General features: G+C 61.3%; 16 protein-coding genes. 5 read left to right on the plus strand and 11 right to left on the minus strand.

Annotated elements, in window-relative coordinates:
* Position 1: 1 nt before the first annotated feature.
* From GDV60_RS17260 to GDV60_RS17275, 4 genes are all read right to left on the minus strand, one after another.
* Positions 2–1,087, minus strand: a complete 1,086-nt coding sequence (locus GDV60_RS17260) for a DUF1615 domain-containing protein (protein WP_159908219.1) — start codon at positions 1,085–1,087, stop codon at positions 2–4.
* A gap of 73 nt (positions 1,088–1,160) precedes the next feature.
* Positions 1,161–2,135: a porphobilinogen synthase gene (gene hemB / locus GDV60_RS17265; RefSeq protein WP_029296595.1), complete on the minus strand. Its 975-nt coding sequence runs from the start codon at positions 2,133–2,135 to the stop codon at positions 1,161–1,163.
* Between the two features lie 178 nt (positions 2,136–2,313).
* Positions 2,314–3,156 carry a PhzF family phenazine biosynthesis protein gene (locus tag GDV60_RS17270; RefSeq protein ID WP_159908220.1) on the minus strand — a complete coding sequence of 281 codons (843 nt, stop codon included), beginning with the start codon at positions 3,154–3,156 and terminating at the stop codon, positions 2,314–2,316.
* A gap of 3 nt (positions 3,157–3,159) precedes the next feature.
* On the minus strand, positions 3,160–3,858 hold the full coding sequence (locus GDV60_RS17275) for a glutathione S-transferase N-terminal domain-containing protein (RefSeq protein ID WP_029296598.1): 699 nt from the start codon (positions 3,856–3,858) through the stop codon (positions 3,160–3,162).
* A 250-nt stretch (positions 3,859–4,108) separates the two neighbouring features.
* Here GDV60_RS17275 and GDV60_RS17280 point away from each other — a divergent pair, with 250 nt between their 5' ends.
* Both GDV60_RS17280 and GDV60_RS17285 read left to right on the plus strand, forming a co-directional pair.
* Positions 4,109–4,810 (plus strand): hypothetical protein, encoded by a 702-nt coding sequence (locus tag GDV60_RS17280; RefSeq protein WP_029296600.1) that lies wholly within the window; start codon positions 4,109–4,111, stop codon positions 4,808–4,810.
* Positions 4,811–4,924: 114 nt separating this feature from the next.
* Entirely contained in the window at positions 4,925–5,980 is a 1,056-nt protein-coding gene (locus GDV60_RS17285) for a permease (RefSeq protein ID WP_029296602.1), read from the plus strand.
* 73 nt (positions 5,981–6,053) lie between these two features.
* Here the strand turns inward: GDV60_RS17285 and mnmH are convergent, their stop codons facing one another.
* The 4 genes from mnmH to GDV60_RS17305 all read right to left on the minus strand — a co-directional run bounded on the left by mnmH (position 6,054) and on the right by GDV60_RS17305 (position 9,314).
* Positions 6,054–7,157, minus strand: coding sequence for a tRNA 2-selenouridine(34) synthase MnmH (gene mnmH / locus GDV60_RS17290; protein ID WP_159908221.1), 1,104 nt, complete (start codon positions 7,155–7,157; stop codon positions 6,054–6,056).
* Positions 7,157–8,191 (minus strand): selenide, water dikinase SelD, encoded by a 1,035-nt coding sequence (gene selD, locus GDV60_RS17295; protein ID WP_070995680.1) that lies wholly within the window; start codon positions 8,189–8,191, stop codon positions 7,157–7,159. The genes mnmH and selD overlap by 1 nt, the downstream gene beginning before the upstream one ends.
* 93 nt (positions 8,192–8,284) lie before the next feature.
* Positions 8,285–9,034: a TerC family protein gene (locus GDV60_RS17300; RefSeq protein WP_029296609.1), complete on the minus strand. Its 750-nt coding sequence runs from the start codon at positions 9,032–9,034 to the stop codon at positions 8,285–8,287.
* A gap of 28 nt (positions 9,035–9,062) precedes the next feature.
* The gene (locus GDV60_RS17305) at positions 9,063–9,314 is read right to left on the minus strand and encodes a hypothetical protein (RefSeq protein WP_029296611.1); all 252 of its coding nucleotides are present in this window, start codon (positions 9,312–9,314) and stop codon (positions 9,063–9,065) included.
* Between the two features lie 134 nt (positions 9,315–9,448).
* On the opposite strand from GDV60_RS17305, the gene nhaR reads away from it, so the two are divergent.
* Complete coding sequence (nhaR, locus tag GDV60_RS17310) at positions 9,449–10,354, plus strand: transcriptional activator NhaR (protein WP_029296613.1); 906 nt, start codon at positions 9,449–9,451, stop codon at positions 10,352–10,354.
* Here nhaR and GDV60_RS17315 read toward each other — a convergent pair.
* On the minus strand, positions 10,351–11,505 hold the full coding sequence (locus GDV60_RS17315; RefSeq protein ID WP_029296615.1) for an MFS transporter: 1,155 nt from the start codon (positions 11,503–11,505) through the stop codon (positions 10,351–10,353). The two genes, nhaR and GDV60_RS17315, sit on opposite strands and share 4 nt — an antisense overlap.
* 211 nt (positions 11,506–11,716) lie before the next feature.
* On the opposite strand from GDV60_RS17315, the gene sstT reads away from it, so the two are divergent.
* Positions 11,717–12,940: a serine/threonine transporter SstT gene (sstT, locus tag GDV60_RS17320; protein ID WP_104910460.1), complete on the plus strand. Its 1,224-nt coding sequence runs from the start codon at positions 11,717–11,719 to the stop codon at positions 12,938–12,940.
* Between the two features lie 922 nt (positions 12,941–13,862).
* Here the strand turns inward: sstT and GDV60_RS17325 are convergent.
* Positions 13,863–14,372 (minus strand): DUF1993 family protein, encoded by a 510-nt coding sequence (locus tag GDV60_RS17325; RefSeq protein ID WP_029296619.1) that lies wholly within the window; start codon positions 14,370–14,372, stop codon positions 13,863–13,865.
* A 115-nt stretch (positions 14,373–14,487) separates the two neighbouring features.
* On the opposite strand from GDV60_RS17325, the gene GDV60_RS17330 reads away from it, so the two are divergent.
* Entirely contained in the window at positions 14,488–15,138 is a 651-nt protein-coding gene (locus GDV60_RS17330) for a YceH family protein (RefSeq protein WP_029296621.1), read from the plus strand.
* Positions 15,139–15,219: 81 nt separating this feature from the next.
* On the opposite strand, the gene GDV60_RS17335 is transcribed toward GDV60_RS17330, so the two are convergent.
* On the minus strand, positions 15,220–16,041 hold the full coding sequence (locus GDV60_RS17335) for a shikimate 5-dehydrogenase (RefSeq protein WP_159908222.1): 822 nt from the start codon (positions 16,039–16,041) through the stop codon (positions 15,220–15,222).
* Between the last annotated feature and the right edge of the window lie 115 nt (positions 16,042–16,156).

A 16,156-nucleotide genomic window follows, 5' to 3' on the forward strand; every position in this document is an offset into this window, starting at 1 on the left:
CTTAGCGCTTCATGCAGCGCTGGTACCGCTCATCCACGCGCTGGGCGAACCAGGCTGTGGTGAGGTTGCGGGTGATCTTCGGGCTCTTGAGCACAATCCCTGGCAGGATCGCCCGTGGCAAGGGCTTGCCTTCGGCTTTCTCGGCCAGGGCAAAGACCCGCTGGTACAGGGTGGTCTCTTCAAAGTCCAGGCAATCGCCCTGCTCCAACTGGCTGCGAATGCTCGGGTTGCGCATGTCCAGCTTCTTGCCCAGTGAGCGCACCGCCAGTTCGGTGGTGCCGGGCATGATCGAACCGTAGCGGATCAAATCGCCATCCAGCGCCAGGCGGGCCCCGGAAGCACGGCTGACAGCGGCCTGGAACGCCGCATTGCGGCTGGCGTACCAACCAGCATTGAAGTCGGCAAAGCGGTACAGCGGCTGCTCGTAGCTCACCGGATAACCGAGCAAATGGGCAATACCGAAGTACATCCCACCACGCCGGGTGAACACTTCCCGACGAATACTTCCATCTACGGTGTAGGGATAATCCCGGGCCTGTTTCTCGGCGAAGGCAATGCTCACCTGCATCGGGCCTGCGGTATGCACCGGGTTGAAACTGCCAAACAAGGTGCGGCCCAACGGCACGGTGCCGATAAAGTCGTCAAAGATCCCACTCAGGTCCTTCTCGGTACGCGCAGCACTCAGCCGGTCGGCGTAGGACTTGCCCGTGGGCGAACGCAGTTGCAGCGCGGTGCGCACCAGCACGGCCGGCACATGCACCTTGGCCGCACGCTTGAGGATTTCATCCTGGGCGATCTTGCCCATGTTCGGCACTGGCGGATCGACCTGATAGGTGGACTCTTGCTCAGTCACCGCCAGTACCGCACAGATATTCTCGGTGCTGGGGTAGATCTTCTGGCTGTCGAACGCCGTGTAGATATCCTGGGCCCAGCCGGCGCGATCCGCCACCTTGGCCGGCATCAGCCGCACGATCTGCGCCTTGACCTCGGTTTCACTGCGTTCTGGAAGTGGCTGGCTGCGTTGGGTTGAGCAGCCGGCCAGCACCAGCAAGGTGGTCAGGCAGAGAGTCAGCCGGGATGAAAGCATGCGGGGGGGTGTCCTGTGAGTCGGTGGATCTGACCACTATCTCACAACCCCCCACCCCATGTAGGAGCCGGGATCAGATGCCGGCGAGCGCCAGGTCCATCGCAAAGTAGGTGAAGATCAGGTCCGCACCGGCGCGCTTGATCGAACCCAGGGTCTCGCGCACCACACGGGCTTCGTCGATGGCACCGGCTTGGGCGCCGAACTTGATCATCGCGTACTCGCCACTGACCTGGTACGCCGCCACGGGCAAGCGCGAGGCTTCGCGGATGTCGCGAATGATGTCCAGGTACGCACCGGCCGGCTTGACCATCAGCGAGTCGGCACCTTCCTGCTCATCGAGCAGGGATTCGCGTACGGCTTCGCGGCGATTCATCGGGTTCATCTGGTAGCTTTTGCGGTCGCCCTTCAGCGCGCTGCCGCCCGCCTCGCGGAACGGGCCATACAGGGCCGAGGCGAATTTGGTGGAGTACGCCATGATCGGGATATGGGTGAAGCCCGCCGCATCGAGTGCCCGGCGAATGGCCTGGACCTGGCCGTCCATCGCTGCCGAAGGCGCGATCACATCGGCGCCGGCGCGGGCTGCCGCTACGGCTTGCTTGCCCAGGTTGGCGAGGGTGCGGTCGTTGTCCACTTCATTGCCGTGCATCACGCCGCAATGGCCATGGTCGGTGTATTCGCAGAAGCAGGTGTCGGACATCACGATCATCTCCGGCACTGCATCCTTGCAGATCGCCGACATGCGCGAGACCAGACCGCGCTCGTTCCAGGTGTCGCTGCCGCTGGCGTCCAGGTGATGGGACACGCCAAACGTCATCACCGACTTGATCCCGGCGCGGGCGAAGCGCTCGATTTCACTGGCCAGTTTCGATTCGGGGATACGCATCACACCGGGCATGCTGGTAATGGGCACGAAATCGTCGATTTCTTCTTCGACGAAGATCGGCAATACCAGGTCGTTGAGGGTGAATTCGGTTTCCTGGAACAGGCTGCGCAACTCGGGGGAACGGCGCAGGCGGCGGGAGCGGGCTTCGGGGAACTGGCTGGACATGGGTTTTCCTACAATTTCCTACAAAAAGGGCCATGGCACGTGGCAAGGCCGCTAGCTTAAGGGCGAAAGCTTATGCCTGGATTGACCGAGAGCACAAATACCGTGGTCATAACGGTGTTTTGCCATTCCCGTAACAATATGCCTTCGGCTTTGGGATCAAGCTGGCGGCCCATAACCGTTAAAGGCTCAGGCTGCCTTCGATACACACCGAGACGGCGCCGCCAATCCAGATCTCATCCCCTTGCTGCTGCACCCGAATACGCCCGGCGCGGCCCATGGCCGTGCCCTGGCTGACCACGTACTGGCTGGGGGCCAGGCCTTCACCCAACAGCCATTGGGCCACGCCGGCATTCAGGCTGCCGGTGGCCGGGTCCTCAGGCGCCCCGTCGCCGGCAATAAACCCGCGCACTTCAAACTGCGCATCCACATCGTCGCGGCTCGGATCGCACGGGGCAACCACGCCCACTGCCAACCCGAGCAGCTTCGAATAGTCCGGCTGCAGGTCCAGCACCGCCTGCCGGTCCGCCAACATCAGCGCCAACCAGCCGGCACCGTTATCGACCCATTGGCTGCGTACAATCGCCTCGGGTTCAAGGTTGAGGGCCACGCGCACACGCTCCAACAGCTCGGCATCCAGCGACCCTGAGCGCAGCAAGGGTGGTGCGATGAACGCCAGTTCCTGACCCTGGCGGCGGATGCGCACCAGGCCGATCTCGCACTCCTGGACAATCTCGCTGCCCCGGGGCACGCCACCGGCTTGCAGCCACGCATGGCAACTGCCCAGGGTCGGATGGCCGGCGAAGGGCAATTCCTGCGTGGTCGTGAAAATACGCACCCGGTAGTCAGCGCGCGGGTCGCGCGGTTGCAGCAGGAACGTGGTCTCGCTGAGGTTGGTCCACTGGGCGAAGTCCGCCATCTGCTGGTCGCTCAGGCAATCGGCGCCCAGCACCACGGCCAGTGGGTTGCCCTTGAGGGCCACGCTGCTGAATACATCAAGTTGCTTGAAATCGAAGGTCGGCATGGGTCAGCTCGGAATATTCAGGCCACGAATCACCGCCGGTCGGGCAACAAAGCCGTCCAGCGCGCGCAGTACATTGGGGAAATCGCTGATGCCCACCAGATCGCCTGACTCATAAAAACCGATCAGGTTGCGGATCCAGGGGAAGGTCGCGATATCGGCGATGGTGTACTCATCGCCCATGATCCAACTACGGCCCAGCAGGCGTTTTTCCAAAACCTCCAACAGGCGCCGGGCTTCAGCGGCATAGCGGTCGCGAGGGCGCTTGTCTTCGTAGGCCTTGCCGGCAAATTTATTAAAGAACCCCACCTGGCCGAACATCGGCCCGATCCCGGCCATCTGGAACATCAGCCATTGCAGGGTTTCGTAGCGCGCGGCGGGCGCCTGGGGCAGCAGTTGCGCGGTTTTCTCCGCCAGGTAGATCAGGATCGCCCCCGACTCGAACAACGCCAGCGGTTCACCGCCCGGGCCGTTGGGGTCGATGATCGCCGGGATCTTGTTGTTGGGGTTCAACGACAGGAACTCGGGCGAGAACTGGTCCTGGGTGTCAAAGCTGACTTTATGCGCCTCATACGCCAGGCCCAGCTCTTCGAGCATGATCGAGACCTTGACGCCATTGGGGGTGGGCAGCGAGTACAACTGCAGGCGCTCGGGATGCTGGGCTGGCCATTTGGTAATAATCGGAAACGCCGCGAGTGAAATCATCGATATACCCCAAGCTGAGAAAAACCCATGATAGCCATCTGGCAGCCACGCTGCATTGGTCTTCAATCCGCAACATCGGCTCGCTAATCTCGGGTCCCAGCGAACCAAAACGCTATAGCGCACTCTTAGAAACGCTTGAACGGTTGAATGGAGGCACACCGCCACACTCATGGAAACCGCACGATGCTTGGAGCGTCGCTGTGGCTGGGCCTTGCGGTCTTGATCCGAAGCACTGAAGACTCGAAAACTAATGAAAATCAAGCCTTTGTGCCTTGGCAAACGTTTTAAACAATATGCTTATTACGTGTTACCGATGTTCTTCGTAGGCGGCGCCTTGATGCTGGCCTTCGAAGCCCGCGAAAGCAGTGCCGAACCGAAGAACGGCGTACAGACCCTGGTGTTCCTGCGCCATGGCGAAAAACCCGCTGGCGGCCTGGGCCAACTCAATTGCCAGGGCCTCAACCGCGCGATGAACCTGGCCACCGTCCTGCCGGAAAAATTCGGCGCCGCCGATTTTGTATTCGCGGCCAACCCGACGCGTAATGTCGAGGAAGGCGAATTCGATAATTCCTACAGCTACATCCGACCATTGATGACCATCAGCCCCAGCGCGATCAAACTTGGGTTGCCGGTGAACATCGAGTTTTCGGCCAACGATACCAGCGACCTGGCGGACGAGCTGATGGAGGACAAGTACCACAACTCCACCATCTACACGGCCTGGTCCCACGGCTACCTGCCGGAGCTGATCAACAAGGTGGCGAGCGAAGCGGTCGGCGAGAAGTACACCATCACCGAAGACTGGTCCGGCGGCGACTTCGACACCCTGTACGTGTTGACCCTGACCTGGCAGAACGGCAAGGCCAGCCTGCTCAGCCGCAACTACAAGCAAGGGCTGGATAACGGCTTGCAGACCTGCCCGGATGCGACGCACGTAAACGCTGACAGCTGACCTTACCGGCGACTGCGTCCCGCGTGACACACCGCTATCGCCGGCAAGCCGGCTCCTACTGGGGGCGGGACCGCGTATGATGCGTCGCTATCGACTTATCTGCGGATCCTGACCATGTCTAACCTCACCTCTGCCAGCCCTGTACGCGGCTGGTCCTTCTGGTGGAAGCCGGCGCTGTTCCTGTTGGTCGCCTGCGTCGGCCTGTATTACGTGAAGTGGTCGCCCTACTACTTCAAGGCGTTCGTTGCGGCAGACAGCCACAGCATCGGCAACTCGATCCTCAACGATCAGCAAGGCTCGCCATTGGCGGCGGCCCTGGCCTATGCCCAGGTGTATTTCCTGGCAATCTGGAAAGCCGCCGTGCTGGCGGTGATTCTCGGATCGTTGCTGCAAGTGTTGATTCCACGGGACTGGCTGTTACGCCTGTTCGGGCGCGCCGGGCTCGGTTCCACGGTACGCGGCGGGTTGTTCGCCCTGCCGGGCATGATGTGCAGTTGCTGCGCCGCCCCCGTGGCGGCGGGGATGCGTCGTCAGCAAGTGTCGGTGGGCGCCGCCCTGGCGTTCTGGATGGGCAACCCGGTACTCAACCCGGCGACCCTGGTGTTCATGGGCTTTGTCCTGGGCTGGGACTTTGCCGCACTGCGGCTGGTGGCCGGGATCGTGTTGGTGATCGGTGTGGCGCTGATCGCCCAACGCATCGCACGCCCGGAGCAGGTGCCGGAAGTGGCGCTGGAGGCCGTGGCCAACGTCAGCGGCGCCGACAGCCAGCCCTTCCTCACGCGCTGGCTGCGCACCTTGTGGCAGTTGTTCTGGAGCACCATCCCGGTGTACATCCTGGCGGTGTTGCTGCTGGGCGCGGCACGGGTATGGCTGTTCCCCCATGTGGACGGGGCGATGGCCGACAGCCTGGTTTGGCTGGTGCCCCTGGCGATTGTCGGCACCCTGTTTGTGATTCCCACCGCGGCGGAAATCCCGATTGTGCAGACCATGATGGCCTTGGGCCTGGGGACCGGGCCAGCGGTGGCCCTGTTGATGACCCTGCCGAGCGTGAGCCTGCCGTCGCTGTTGATGCTGCGCAAGGATTTCGATACACGGGTGCTGGTGACAGTGGCCGGGCTGACCATGTTGATGGGTGTGGTGTGTGGGTTGGTGGCGGTGGTCGTGCTGTAGGGTTGGGCATCGCCGCATAGGTATGCTGCTGAAAGGGCTACTGTGGCGAGCGGGCTCGCCACGGGGACAGTCGTCAGCACCCGCGCCGGGCACCGCGCTCGCGCAAATACTCCAGCACTGCCGCCTGCTCCCCGGCGAATTCGATGCGGGCGCCCTTCTTCTCACGCTGGAAGGCATACATCGGGTCGTAATATTCGCGCAGTAACCCTTCGATCCACTCACGATGCAGATCCACCGAACCGCTGCGGGCCTGTTCTTCCAGGGCCTGTTGCAGGATGCCCTGCAACCGCTGGAACCGTTCGCCCCCAAGGCGCTTGTGGATATTGCCCAGGCTCTCGGTCAGGCGCTGCGCAAACACCTCCTGGCCCGACTCACCAAACACGCTGACAAACTCGGCGCACAGGTCCACCACATAATCGCGCAGGATTCGCTCGACCCGCCCCGCAAGGCTATCTTCCAACCACACCATCGGGAATGCCTGCATGCCTTTGTGCAAGGCCAGGGGCAGCGCACAACTGCCAATCATGCGGCTTTCATCCTCGACCACGAATTGCTCGATACCCTGGTCGCGCTTTTTCAGCAGATCAACCCCCAGGCGGTTCTCGAAATCGATGTTGGAGGGCTGTGCGGTAGCGCGCTTGCCGAAGCTGGAACCCCGGTGATTGGCGTGTCCTTCCAGATCCAGCGCATTGCGCAACTGGCCGAGGACTTCGGTTTTCCCAGTGCCGGTCATGCCGCCCAACAGGACGAAGTCGCACTCGCGGGTAGCGCGCTCGACCGTATCGAGCAAAAAGCTGCGCATAGCCTTGTAGCCACCACCGACCCGCGGATAGTCGATACCCGCCTCGCGTAGCCATTGCTGGACAATCTGCGAGCGCAAGCCGCCGCGAAAGCAATACAGGTAGCCCTCAGGATGGGCCCGCGCGAACTGTGCCCACTGCTCGACACGTTCAGCCTTTGTCGCCCCGGACACCAACTGATGGCCCATTACAATCGCCGCCTGTTGCCCCTGCTGCTTATAGCAAGTGCCCACCCGCTGGCGTTCGTCATCGTTCATCAACGGTAGATTGACCACCCCGGGGAACGCACCCTTGACGAATTCGACCGGCGCGCGGGTATCCATCATCGGACGGTCGTTGAGAAAGATCTCGCGGTAATCGGTGATGTCGCTGGGCATCAAGACACCTCTACCGCGTTGCTCTGTCGCTCGACCAACTGGCCAATGGGCGCCAGGTTCAAGCCCAGTTCGGCCGCTGCCGCAAGAAACTCGGCTTCGCCCTCTGGCGTGACGGCCACCAGCAGCCCGCCACTGGTCTGCGGGTCGCACAACACACGCTTATGCAACTCATTGATACGGCCCAACTGGCCCGAATAGCTGTCGAAGTTGCGCAACGTACCGCCCGGCACGCAGCCCTGGTCCAGGTAGTACTCGACCCCCGGCAGGCGTGGGACTTTTTCGTAGTCGATCAGGGCAGTCAAACCGCTGCCGTCGGCCATTTCCACCAGGTGCCCGAGCAGGCCGAAACCGGTCACGTCAGTCATGGCGCTGACCCCAGCCAGTTTGCCAAAGCGGCTGCCGGGTTTGTTGAGGGTGCACATCCAGTCCCGCGCCAGCCCGATATCGGCTTCGCGCAATTTGCCCTTCTTCTCGGCGGTGGTGAGGATGCCGATACCCAGGGGTTTGGTCAGGTACAAGCGGCAGCCAGCGGTGGCGGTGTCGTTGCGCTTCATATGGCGCTTGTGCACCAGCCCGGTGACGGCCAGGCCGAAGATCGGCTCCGGGGCGTCGATGGAGTGGCCACCGGCCAGGGGAATGCCGGCCGCGTCGCACACCGAGCGGCCACCGCGGATCACTTCCCGGGCGATTTCCGGGGCCAGTACATTGACCGGCCAACCAAGAATGGCAATGGCCATCAACGGGTCGCCACCCATGGCGTAGATATCGCTGATGGCGTTGGTGGCAGCAATGCGCCCGAAATCGAAGGGATCGTCGACGATAGGCATGAAAAAGTCAGTGGTGGAAACCACGCCGCGCTCGTCGTCGATCGCGTACACCGCGGCGTCGTCACGCGAGGCATTGCCCACCCAAAGGTTGGGGTCGAGGTTCTGCGCGCCGCTGCCGGCGAGGATCACTTCCAGCACCTGCGGCGAAATCTTGCAGCCGCAACCGGCACCGTGGCTGTACTGGGTCAGGCGAATCGGCTCGTTCATGGTGGACCTCAAACTATCAAGTGCGCGAAGTCTAACAGACAGCAAAAAGCCGGCTGGGCTCTTGGAGCACAGCCGGCTTCTGGGTTTGAGCGGTTACTGGCGGGCAGCGAGCAAACGCTTGTGGCGATTGCGCCGCGCGATGTTCAAGCACTCGATGGCAGCCGAGAACGCCATGGCCGCGTACACGTAGCCTTTAGGCACATGGGCACCGAAACCTTCGGCGATCAAGGTCATGCCGATCATGATCAAGAAGCCCAGGGCCAGCATCACCACGGTCGGGTTGTCGTTGATGAACTTGGCCAGGGGTTCAGCCGCAACCAGCATCACGATCACCGAGGTCACCACGGCAATGATCATGATCGGCAAATGCTCGGTCATGCCGACGGCGGTGATGATGCTGTCGATGGAGAACACCAGGTCGAGCAAAAGGATCTGCCCGATAGCCGCAGCAAAGCCGATAGCCACAGTATTGCCCACGCTTGCCTTCTCTTCGGGCTCCGGGTCCATGCTGTGGTGGATCTCGGTCGTCGCCTTCCACACCAGGAACAGGCCACCGGCGATCAGGATCATGTCCTTCCACGAAAACGCCTGGCCGAACACTTCAAACACCGGCGCCGTCAGTTGCACGATAAACGCGATGGTGCTCAACAGGCCCAGGCGCAGGATCAGCGCCATGCTGATGCCGATGCGTCGTGCCTTGGCCCGGTGTTGTTCCGGCAGTTTGTTGGTGAGGATCGAGATGAAGATCAGGTTGTCGATGCCCAGCACGATTTCCATGACGATCAGGGTCGCCAGGGCTACCCAGGCGGTGGGGCTGGCGGCCAGTTGTAAAAGGTATTCCATAGGTCAGTCCTGACGTTGTGCTGGGAAATTAGGTTTCTTTGGTGTTCGATTCAGACTCTTGCTCGGGCTGATCGTCCTTTTTTTCTGGACTGATCAGGCCTTGCGTCGCTTCACTCAATGCCTGCTCGGCGGCCTTGTGGGTGTCATCGATCGCTTGCTTGGCCGATTCGGTGGCTTTGCCCAGGACCTGCTGCGCGCTTTTCTCGACCTGATCGCAGCCGCTGATCATCACCAATGAAAGCGCAAGCAACGAAGCTGCGCCGAGAGAATTGAGTTTCATGATGTATTCCTCGTTAGAACCATTGGGTCCAAGTAGTGGCCCCGCGATAGCGACGCATTCTATGCAGGTGAACACTTCAGTAAAATTCGTATTTTTCTCGTATATACTTCGGTTTTTACGAACTGACGACCACCATGCTCAATTACCGACAACTGCATTACTTCTGGGTGGTGGCCAAGACAGGCAGCATCGTGCGCGCCTGTGAGCAACTGAACCTCACCCCGCAAACCATCAGTGGGCAAATCAGCCTGCTCGAACAGACATTCGGCATTGCCCTGTTTCAACGGGTGGGGCGCCAGTTGGAACTGACCGAGGCCGGGCGCCAGGCCCTGCCCTATGCCGAGCAGATGTTCCAGACCGGCAATGAACTGGAAGCGATGTTGCGCGCCCAGCCCAATGAACAGCAGATCGTGTTTCGCGTCGGCGTGGCGGATGTGGTGCCCAAGTCCATTGTCTACCGGCTGATCGCGCCGACCATGGAGTTGAACGAGCCGCTGCGTATTACCTGCCGTGAAGACAAACTGGAGCGGCTGTTGGCCGACCTGGCGATCCAGCGCCTGGACCTGGTAATTTCCGACAGCCCCATGCCCAGCCACCTCGACATCAAGGGCTACAGCCAGAAACTGGGGGAATGCGGCATCAGTTTTTTCGCCACCCAGGCATTGGCTGACCAGCACCCCGGTGATTTCCCACAGTGCCTGCACGGCGCGCCGCTGTTGATTCCCGGCGCGGAAACCGTAGTGCGCAGCCGTTTGCAGCGCTGGTTTGCCGAGCAAAAGATCCAGCCGAAGATCATCGGCGAGTTCGACGACAGTGCCTTGATGCAGGCGTTTGGCCAATCCGGCAGCGGGATTTTCATCGCCCCCAGCGTGATTGCCGAGGAAGTGCTACGCCAGTACGGCGTGGCACTGGTGGGCCAGACAGATGCAGTCACCGAGTCGTTCTATGCGATTTCGGTGGAGCGCAAGGTCAAGCACCCCGGTATCGTTGCGATTACCGAAGGCGCCCGCCGCGAACTGTTTACCGCGTTGCCGACCTAGGCGCAGGCGACCCGGGTCTTGGCGGTCATCAGCCACAGGGCCAGGAGAATCGACAGCAGGATAAAGCCCGACGCCGCGAACCCCAGGCTGCCCAGGCCGAGGGTGTCGATCACATGCCCGCCGACCATCGCCCCCAGGCCAATGCCCAGGTTGGCCCCGGCAATGTTCAGCGACGCCGCGAATGCCGGCGCATGGGGCGCGGCCTTCATCAGCCGCACATGGCTGACCAAAAACAGCGCCGCCTGGGTCACGCCCCAGATGCCCATGGCCGCGGCCAGGCCGAGGGTGGAGTGGATCGCCGGCACCAGCGCCACCATGCCCGCGATCATAAAGCCACAGAACACCATCGAGGCGATCAGCGGGTGCTTGTCGACCATGCGCCCGCCCAACGAATTGCCGATCAGGCCCACGGCACCAAAGCCCATCAGGCACCAGCCCACCAGCGTGCCATCGAAGCCGGCCAGGCGCTCAAGAATGTCTGCCAGGTAGGTATAGGCGGTGAACATGCCGCTAAATACCAGAATCGACAGCAACACGTGGCCCTGCATCAAGGGGTTGCGCAGGATCTTGAACTGCGAGCGCAACGTCACGGTTTCCTTTTTCACCGTGGTCGCCGGCAGGTAAATCAACAGCAGCAGTGCCTTGAGTAGCGCCACCCCGGCCAGGATGCCAAAGGCAGTGCGCCAGCCGAACATGTCAGAGATCAAGGTGCCCACCGGAATCCCGAAGACCGTCGCGCAGACGATGCCAAAGCCGATCTTGGCAATCGCCCGGCCGGCGTAGTCCGGCCCGACAATATCCACGGCGGTTTCACTGGCCAGGGCCCAGAACACCGGCAACCCGAGGGCCGGAATCAGCCTTGCCACGGCCATCACCCAGATATTCGGCGCCAGGGCCGCCAGGGTATTGGCCGCGCCGAACATCAACAGGATGCTGATAAACAGGCGCTTGCGCTCGAAGCGTGCGAAATACGCGGTAAGGAACGGCCCGAACGCCGCCACGGTGAAGGCAAACAGCGTCACCAGCAAGCCAGCCTGGGACACGCTCACATCCAGGTCACGGGCGATGGAGGGCAACAGGCCCACGATGACAAATTCGGTGGTCAACACCGTAAAACCGGCTGCGGACAGCAGCAGGATGGGCAACAACATGCATAACTCCAGAAACGGCGACGCCAGCGTCGGCCCAAGGGCCCGCTGACAGAGAGGTAAGAAGAGGATGGCCAAGGTTAACAGAATGTAACCGGGGCACGCACGGCTTTGGCGACTGAATGCCGCAGCAAATGGGATGTGTCCTACGGCATGTTAGACTTCGCGCCTTGCACAGTGCTGCACACATTAAAAAAACTAGAGACAACTCTTTATGACTGCTGCCCCTTCGCTGTTTCAACGCCTGCTGCGCGTCAGCCTGGTGACCCAAATTGTCATTGGCCTGGTCGCAGGCATCCTGCTGGCCCTGCTGTCGCCCAGTGCAGCCCTGTCCACCGCGTTTATCGGCAAGGTATTTGTCTCGGCGCTCAAGGCCGTCGCGCCGATCCTGGTGTTTGTGCTGGTGATGGCCTCGATTGCCAACCACAAGCATGGCCAGGAAACCCATATCCGGCCGATCCTGTTCCTGTATCTGCTGGGCACCTTTTCTGCGGCGGTTGTGGCAGTGATTGCCAGCACCCTGTTCCCCTCGAACCTGGTCCTCGCGACCCATGATGTCGCCATCAGCGCCCCGGGCGGGATCGGCGAAGTGATGCAGAGCCTGCTGCTCAGTGTGGTGGACAACCCCGTCAGCGCCCTGATGAATGCGAACTTCATCGGCATCCTGGCCTGGGCCATCGGTATGGGCATCGCAATCCGCCATGCTGGTGAAACCACGCGTACCGTCCTGGACGACCTGTCCAACGGCGTCACGCTGATCGTGCGTGTGGTGATTCGTTTCGCGCCGCTGGGTATTTTCGGCCTGGTGGCCTCGACCCTGGCTGCCTCTGGTTTCGATGCGCTGTTGGGCTATGCGCACCTGTTGCTGGTGCTGATTGGCTGCATGTTGTTCGTGGCGCTGGTGATCAACCCGGCGATCGTGTTCTGGAAACTGCGCCGCAACCCCTACCCGCTGGTGCTGCTGTGCCTGCGTGAGAGCGGGATCACCGCCTTTTTTACCCGCAGTTCGGCGGCCAACATCCCGGTCAACCTGGCATTGAGCGAGCGTCTGGGCCTGCACGAAGACACCTATTCGGTTTCGATCCCACTGGGGGCGACCATCAACATGGCCGGCGCCGCCATCACCATCACCGTGCTGACCCTGGCTGCCGTGCATACCCTGGGCATCGCCGTCGACCTGCCGACCGCGGTGTTGTTGAGTGTGGTTGCCGCGATCTGCGCCTGTGGCGCGTCGGGTGTGGCTGGGGGGTCGTTGTTGCTGATTCCGCTGGCGTGCAGCCTGTTCGGTATTCCGAGTGAAATCGCCATGCAAGTGGTGGCCGTGGGCTTCATTATCGGGGTGCTGCAGGATTCGGCGGAAACCGCGCTCAACTCGTCTACCGACGTGTTGTTCACTGCCGCGGCGTGCCTGGGCCAAGAAGACAAGAACCCGGCCTGATACAACAGTGGGAGCTGGCTTGTGTGGGAGCTGGCTTGCCTGCGATAGCCATGAGTATCTACACAACTCGCTCTTCTGAGTATGTGTACATATCCGTTGCCGCGGTCGCGGCGGGTATGGGTTCCGCCCTTACGGCGGCTCACTTTTGAACAGCGCAAAAGTAAGCAAAACGCTCTTGCCCCACCACTCGGCACCTCGCCTAGGCTCGGTGTGCCCGTAATCCGACATTGATTTGGGGGGCCGCCGCGATGGGCCATCCATGGCCCAGCGCGGCTAAACCGGCGTCCTGCCGGTTTACCCCCCAAATCAATATCGGATGACGGCCAGCGTGGTTCAACGGGGCGCTAAGATCAAAATCACAAGCAAAGCGAGGCGGCCTGACAGCCGACCTGATCGTCGAATCGTGCGCGTACCCCTGTGGGAGCGGGCTTGCTCGCGAATGCGGTGTATCAGTCAATATATCCATCACTGACCCACCGCATTCGCGAGCAAGTCGAATCGTCGCACCGCCGCTCCCACAGGGGAATGCAGCTTCGCGCTCTGGCGTTGCTGTTGATCTGGCTTTTGATCTTAGGCGCCCCGTTAAACCACGATGGCCGCAGGCAGGTATTGCGCAGTGGGCACCCCGGCAGGATGCCGGGGTAGCCGCGACACGGCCATGGATGGCCGATCGCGGCGGGCCCACGGAGCAATGCCTGACTGCGGGCATGCCGAGCCTAGGCGAGGCACCGAGTGGTGGGGCAAGAGCGTTTTGCTTACTTTTGCGCTGTTCAAAAGTGAGCCGCCGTAAGGGCGGAACCCATACCCGCCGCGACCGCGGCAACGGATATGTACACATACCCGGAAGAGCGAGTTGTGTAGATACTCATGGCCATCGCAGGCAAGCCAGCTCCCACATTTGTTTTGCGGTGTTACTCAGTAATTAGAACGCGCCCATATAGTCGCGCTTGCCCACTTCCACACCGTTGTGACGCAGCAAGGCGTAGGCGGTGGTGACGTGGAAGAAGAACTGCGGCAGGCCATAGGTCAGCAGGTAGGACTGGCCGCTGAAGCGCTTCTCTTTAGGGGTGCCCGGACGGGTGACGATCTCGATGCCTTCTTTGCCATCGATCTGCGCCGGGGTTATGGTGTCGATGAACGCCAGCACCTTGGCGATCAGCGCTTGCAGGTCAGCGAAGGTGACTTCATTGTCTTCGTATTTCGGCACTTCAATCTCGGCCAGACGCGCGGAAACGCCCTTGGCAAAATCCACGGCGATCTGCACCTGGCGCACCAGCGGGAACATGTCCGGGAACAGGCGCGCTTGCAGCAAGGCGTTTGGGTCGATGTTCTTGGCGGTGGCGTGGGCCTCGGCCTTGTTCAGCACATCGCTCAAAGCATTGAGCATTTGCTTGAAGACCGGAAGGGAAGCGGCGTACAGGGAAATAGTCATGACAGTCTCGACAGTGGTGGCAGGGTTTTAACAGCCGCGATTATAGACATGAGCGCTGCTTGTCTTTTATTTTTTCGGGATTAGGCTAGTGGGTTCACTGCATAGGGAAAGCGCGATGACCGCCGAGCACGACACCACCTCCTCCGAGCCGCGCCTCAACAGCACGGAAATCCGTGTTCTGGGCTGCCTGATCGAAAAGCAGGCCACCAACCCGGAAACCTACCCGCTGACCCTCAATGCCCTGGTCCTGGCCTGCAACCAGAAAACCAGCCGGGAACCTGTGATGAACCTCAGCCAGGGCCAGGTTGGCCAGAGCCTGCGGGCCCTGGAAGGCCAGGGGTTTACCAAACTGGTGATGGGCAGCCGTGCCGACCGCTGGGAACACCGGGTGGACAAGGCCCTGGAACTGGTGCCGGCGCAGGTGATTCTTACTGGCCTGTTGTTCCTGCGTGGCCCGCAGACGGTCAATGAATTGCTGACCCGCAGCGGGCGCATGCATGACTTTGAAGATGCCGAGCAGGTGGTACACCAACTCGAACGCCTGATCGCCCGCGACCTTGCCGTGCTGGTCCCCAAGCAAGCCGGCCAGCGTGAGGACCGCTACACCCACTCCCTGGGTGACCCGGCGGATATCGAGGCGATCCTGGCCGCCCGTGGCAGCCCGGTGGAGCGCAGCAGCGCTGGCAGCGGGGTTTCTCTGGAGCGCATCGAGGAGCTGGAGGCGCGGATTGCGGCGCTGGAAGAACGCCTCTCACGCCTCGAATAACCGCCCCTTTGTAGGAGCCGGCTTGCCGGCGATGAGGCCCTTGCCGCCATCGCCGGCAAGCCGGCTCCTACAAGGCCTCCCTTAGCCCTGTCGGGCAAACGCTACGGCTTTCTGGAACTGCTCATCCGTCGGGCGGATGCCGGTGTACAGCACGAACTGCTCCAGTGCCTGGATCGCGATCACTTCCAGGCCGGTAATCACCCGCTTGCCCTGGGCCCGACCACGCACGATCAGCGGCGTTTCGGCGGGGATCGCCACCACATCGAATACAGTCTCTGCCGCATCAATGGCGTCGGCCTCGAATGCCAGGTCCTCGGCCTGGGCGCCGCCGGTCATGCCGATGGGCGTTACGTTGACCAGCATCTGCGGCCGCGCGTTACCCAATGTCGCCTGCCACTCATACCCCAGGTTCTGCGCCAGGGCCCGGCCTGCTCCTTCGTTACGAGCAACGATCAGGCCATTGGCGTAGCCACCATCACGCAAGGCACTGGCCACGGCCTTGGCCATGCCGCCACTGCCGTGCAGGGCAAAGGTCGAGTCCTTGGGCACCGCGTGCTTTTGCAGCAGTTGCTCGATGGCGATGTAATCAGTGTTGTAGGCCTTGAGGTGGCCGGCGGTATTGACGATGGTGTTGATTGAGGCGATGGCGCGGGCCGAGTCGTCGAGTTCATCCACCAGTTCGATACAGGCTTCCTTGAACGGCATCGACACCCCACAGCCACGAATGCCCAAGGCGCGGATCCCGGCTACAGCGCCGTTCAAGTCCTGGCTGCTGAAAGCCTTGTAGTAAAAATTCAGCCCCAACTGCTCATACAAATGGTTATGAAAGCGCAGGCCGAAATTACCCGGGCGGGCCGACAACGACATGCACAACTGGGTGTCCTTGTTGGGGTTCATCAGCATCGGTAACTCCTCTTCAAGTAAGCAAATCGGTACAGACCTTACACAACCTTTACCTAGCTGCAGTGCTGTTTTGCTGAAATACGTTGTCTTAAAAGTATCCCCGCGACAATCCTTG

Source organism: Pseudomonas sp. DTU12.1 (assembly GCF_009873475.1).
Taxonomy (GTDB): Bacteria; Pseudomonadota; Gammaproteobacteria; order Pseudomonadales; family Pseudomonadaceae; genus Aquipseudomonas; species Aquipseudomonas proteolytica.

Excerpts from the sequence above, each read along its gene's own strand:
- GDV60_RS17260 (WP_159908219.1), bottom strand. The coding sequence starts at position 1,087 with ATGCTTTCATCCCGGCTGACTCTCTGCCTGACCACCTTGCTGGTGCTG.
- hemB (WP_029296595.1), bottom strand. The coding sequence starts at position 2,135 with ATGTCCAGCCAGTTCCCCGAAGCCCGCTCCCGCCGCCTGCGCCGTTCC.
- GDV60_RS17270 (WP_159908220.1), bottom strand. The coding sequence starts at position 3,156 with ATGCCGACCTTCGATTTCAAGCAACTTGATGTATTCAGCAGCGTGGCC.
- GDV60_RS17275 (WP_029296598.1), bottom strand. The coding sequence starts at position 3,858 with ATGATTTCACTCGCGGCGTTTCCGATTATTACCAAATGGCCAGCCCAG.
- GDV60_RS17280 (WP_029296600.1), top strand. The coding sequence starts at position 4,109 with ATGAAAATCAAGCCTTTGTGCCTTGGCAAACGTTTTAAACAATATGCT.
- GDV60_RS17285 (WP_029296602.1), top strand. The coding sequence starts at position 4,925 with ATGTCTAACCTCACCTCTGCCAGCCCTGTACGCGGCTGGTCCTTCTGG.
- mnmH (WP_159908221.1), bottom strand. The coding sequence starts at position 7,157 with ATGCCCAGCGACATCACCGATTACCGCGAGATCTTTCTCAACGACCGT.
- selD (WP_070995680.1), bottom strand. The coding sequence starts at position 8,191 with ATGAACGAGCCGATTCGCCTGACCCAGTACAGCCACGGTGCCGGTTGC.
- GDV60_RS17300 (WP_029296609.1), bottom strand. The coding sequence starts at position 9,034 with ATGGAATACCTTTTACAACTGGCCGCCAGCCCCACCGCCTGGGTAGCC.
- GDV60_RS17305 (WP_029296611.1), bottom strand. The coding sequence starts at position 9,314 with ATGAAACTCAATTCTCTCGGCGCAGCTTCGTTGCTTGCGCTTTCATTG.
- nhaR (WP_029296613.1), top strand. The coding sequence starts at position 9,449 with ATGCTCAATTACCGACAACTGCATTACTTCTGGGTGGTGGCCAAGACA.
- GDV60_RS17315 (WP_029296615.1), bottom strand. The coding sequence starts at position 11,505 with ATGTTGTTGCCCATCCTGCTGCTGTCCGCAGCCGGTTTTACGGTGTTG.
- sstT (WP_104910460.1), top strand. The coding sequence starts at position 11,717 with ATGACTGCTGCCCCTTCGCTGTTTCAACGCCTGCTGCGCGTCAGCCTG.
- GDV60_RS17325 (WP_029296619.1), bottom strand. The coding sequence starts at position 14,372 with ATGACTATTTCCCTGTACGCCGCTTCCCTTCCGGTCTTCAAGCAAATG.
- GDV60_RS17330 (WP_029296621.1), top strand. The coding sequence starts at position 14,488 with ATGACCGCCGAGCACGACACCACCTCCTCCGAGCCGCGCCTCAACAGC.
- GDV60_RS17335 (WP_159908222.1), bottom strand. The coding sequence starts at position 16,041 with ATGCTGATGAACCCCAACAAGGACACCCAGTTGTGCATGTCGTTGTCG.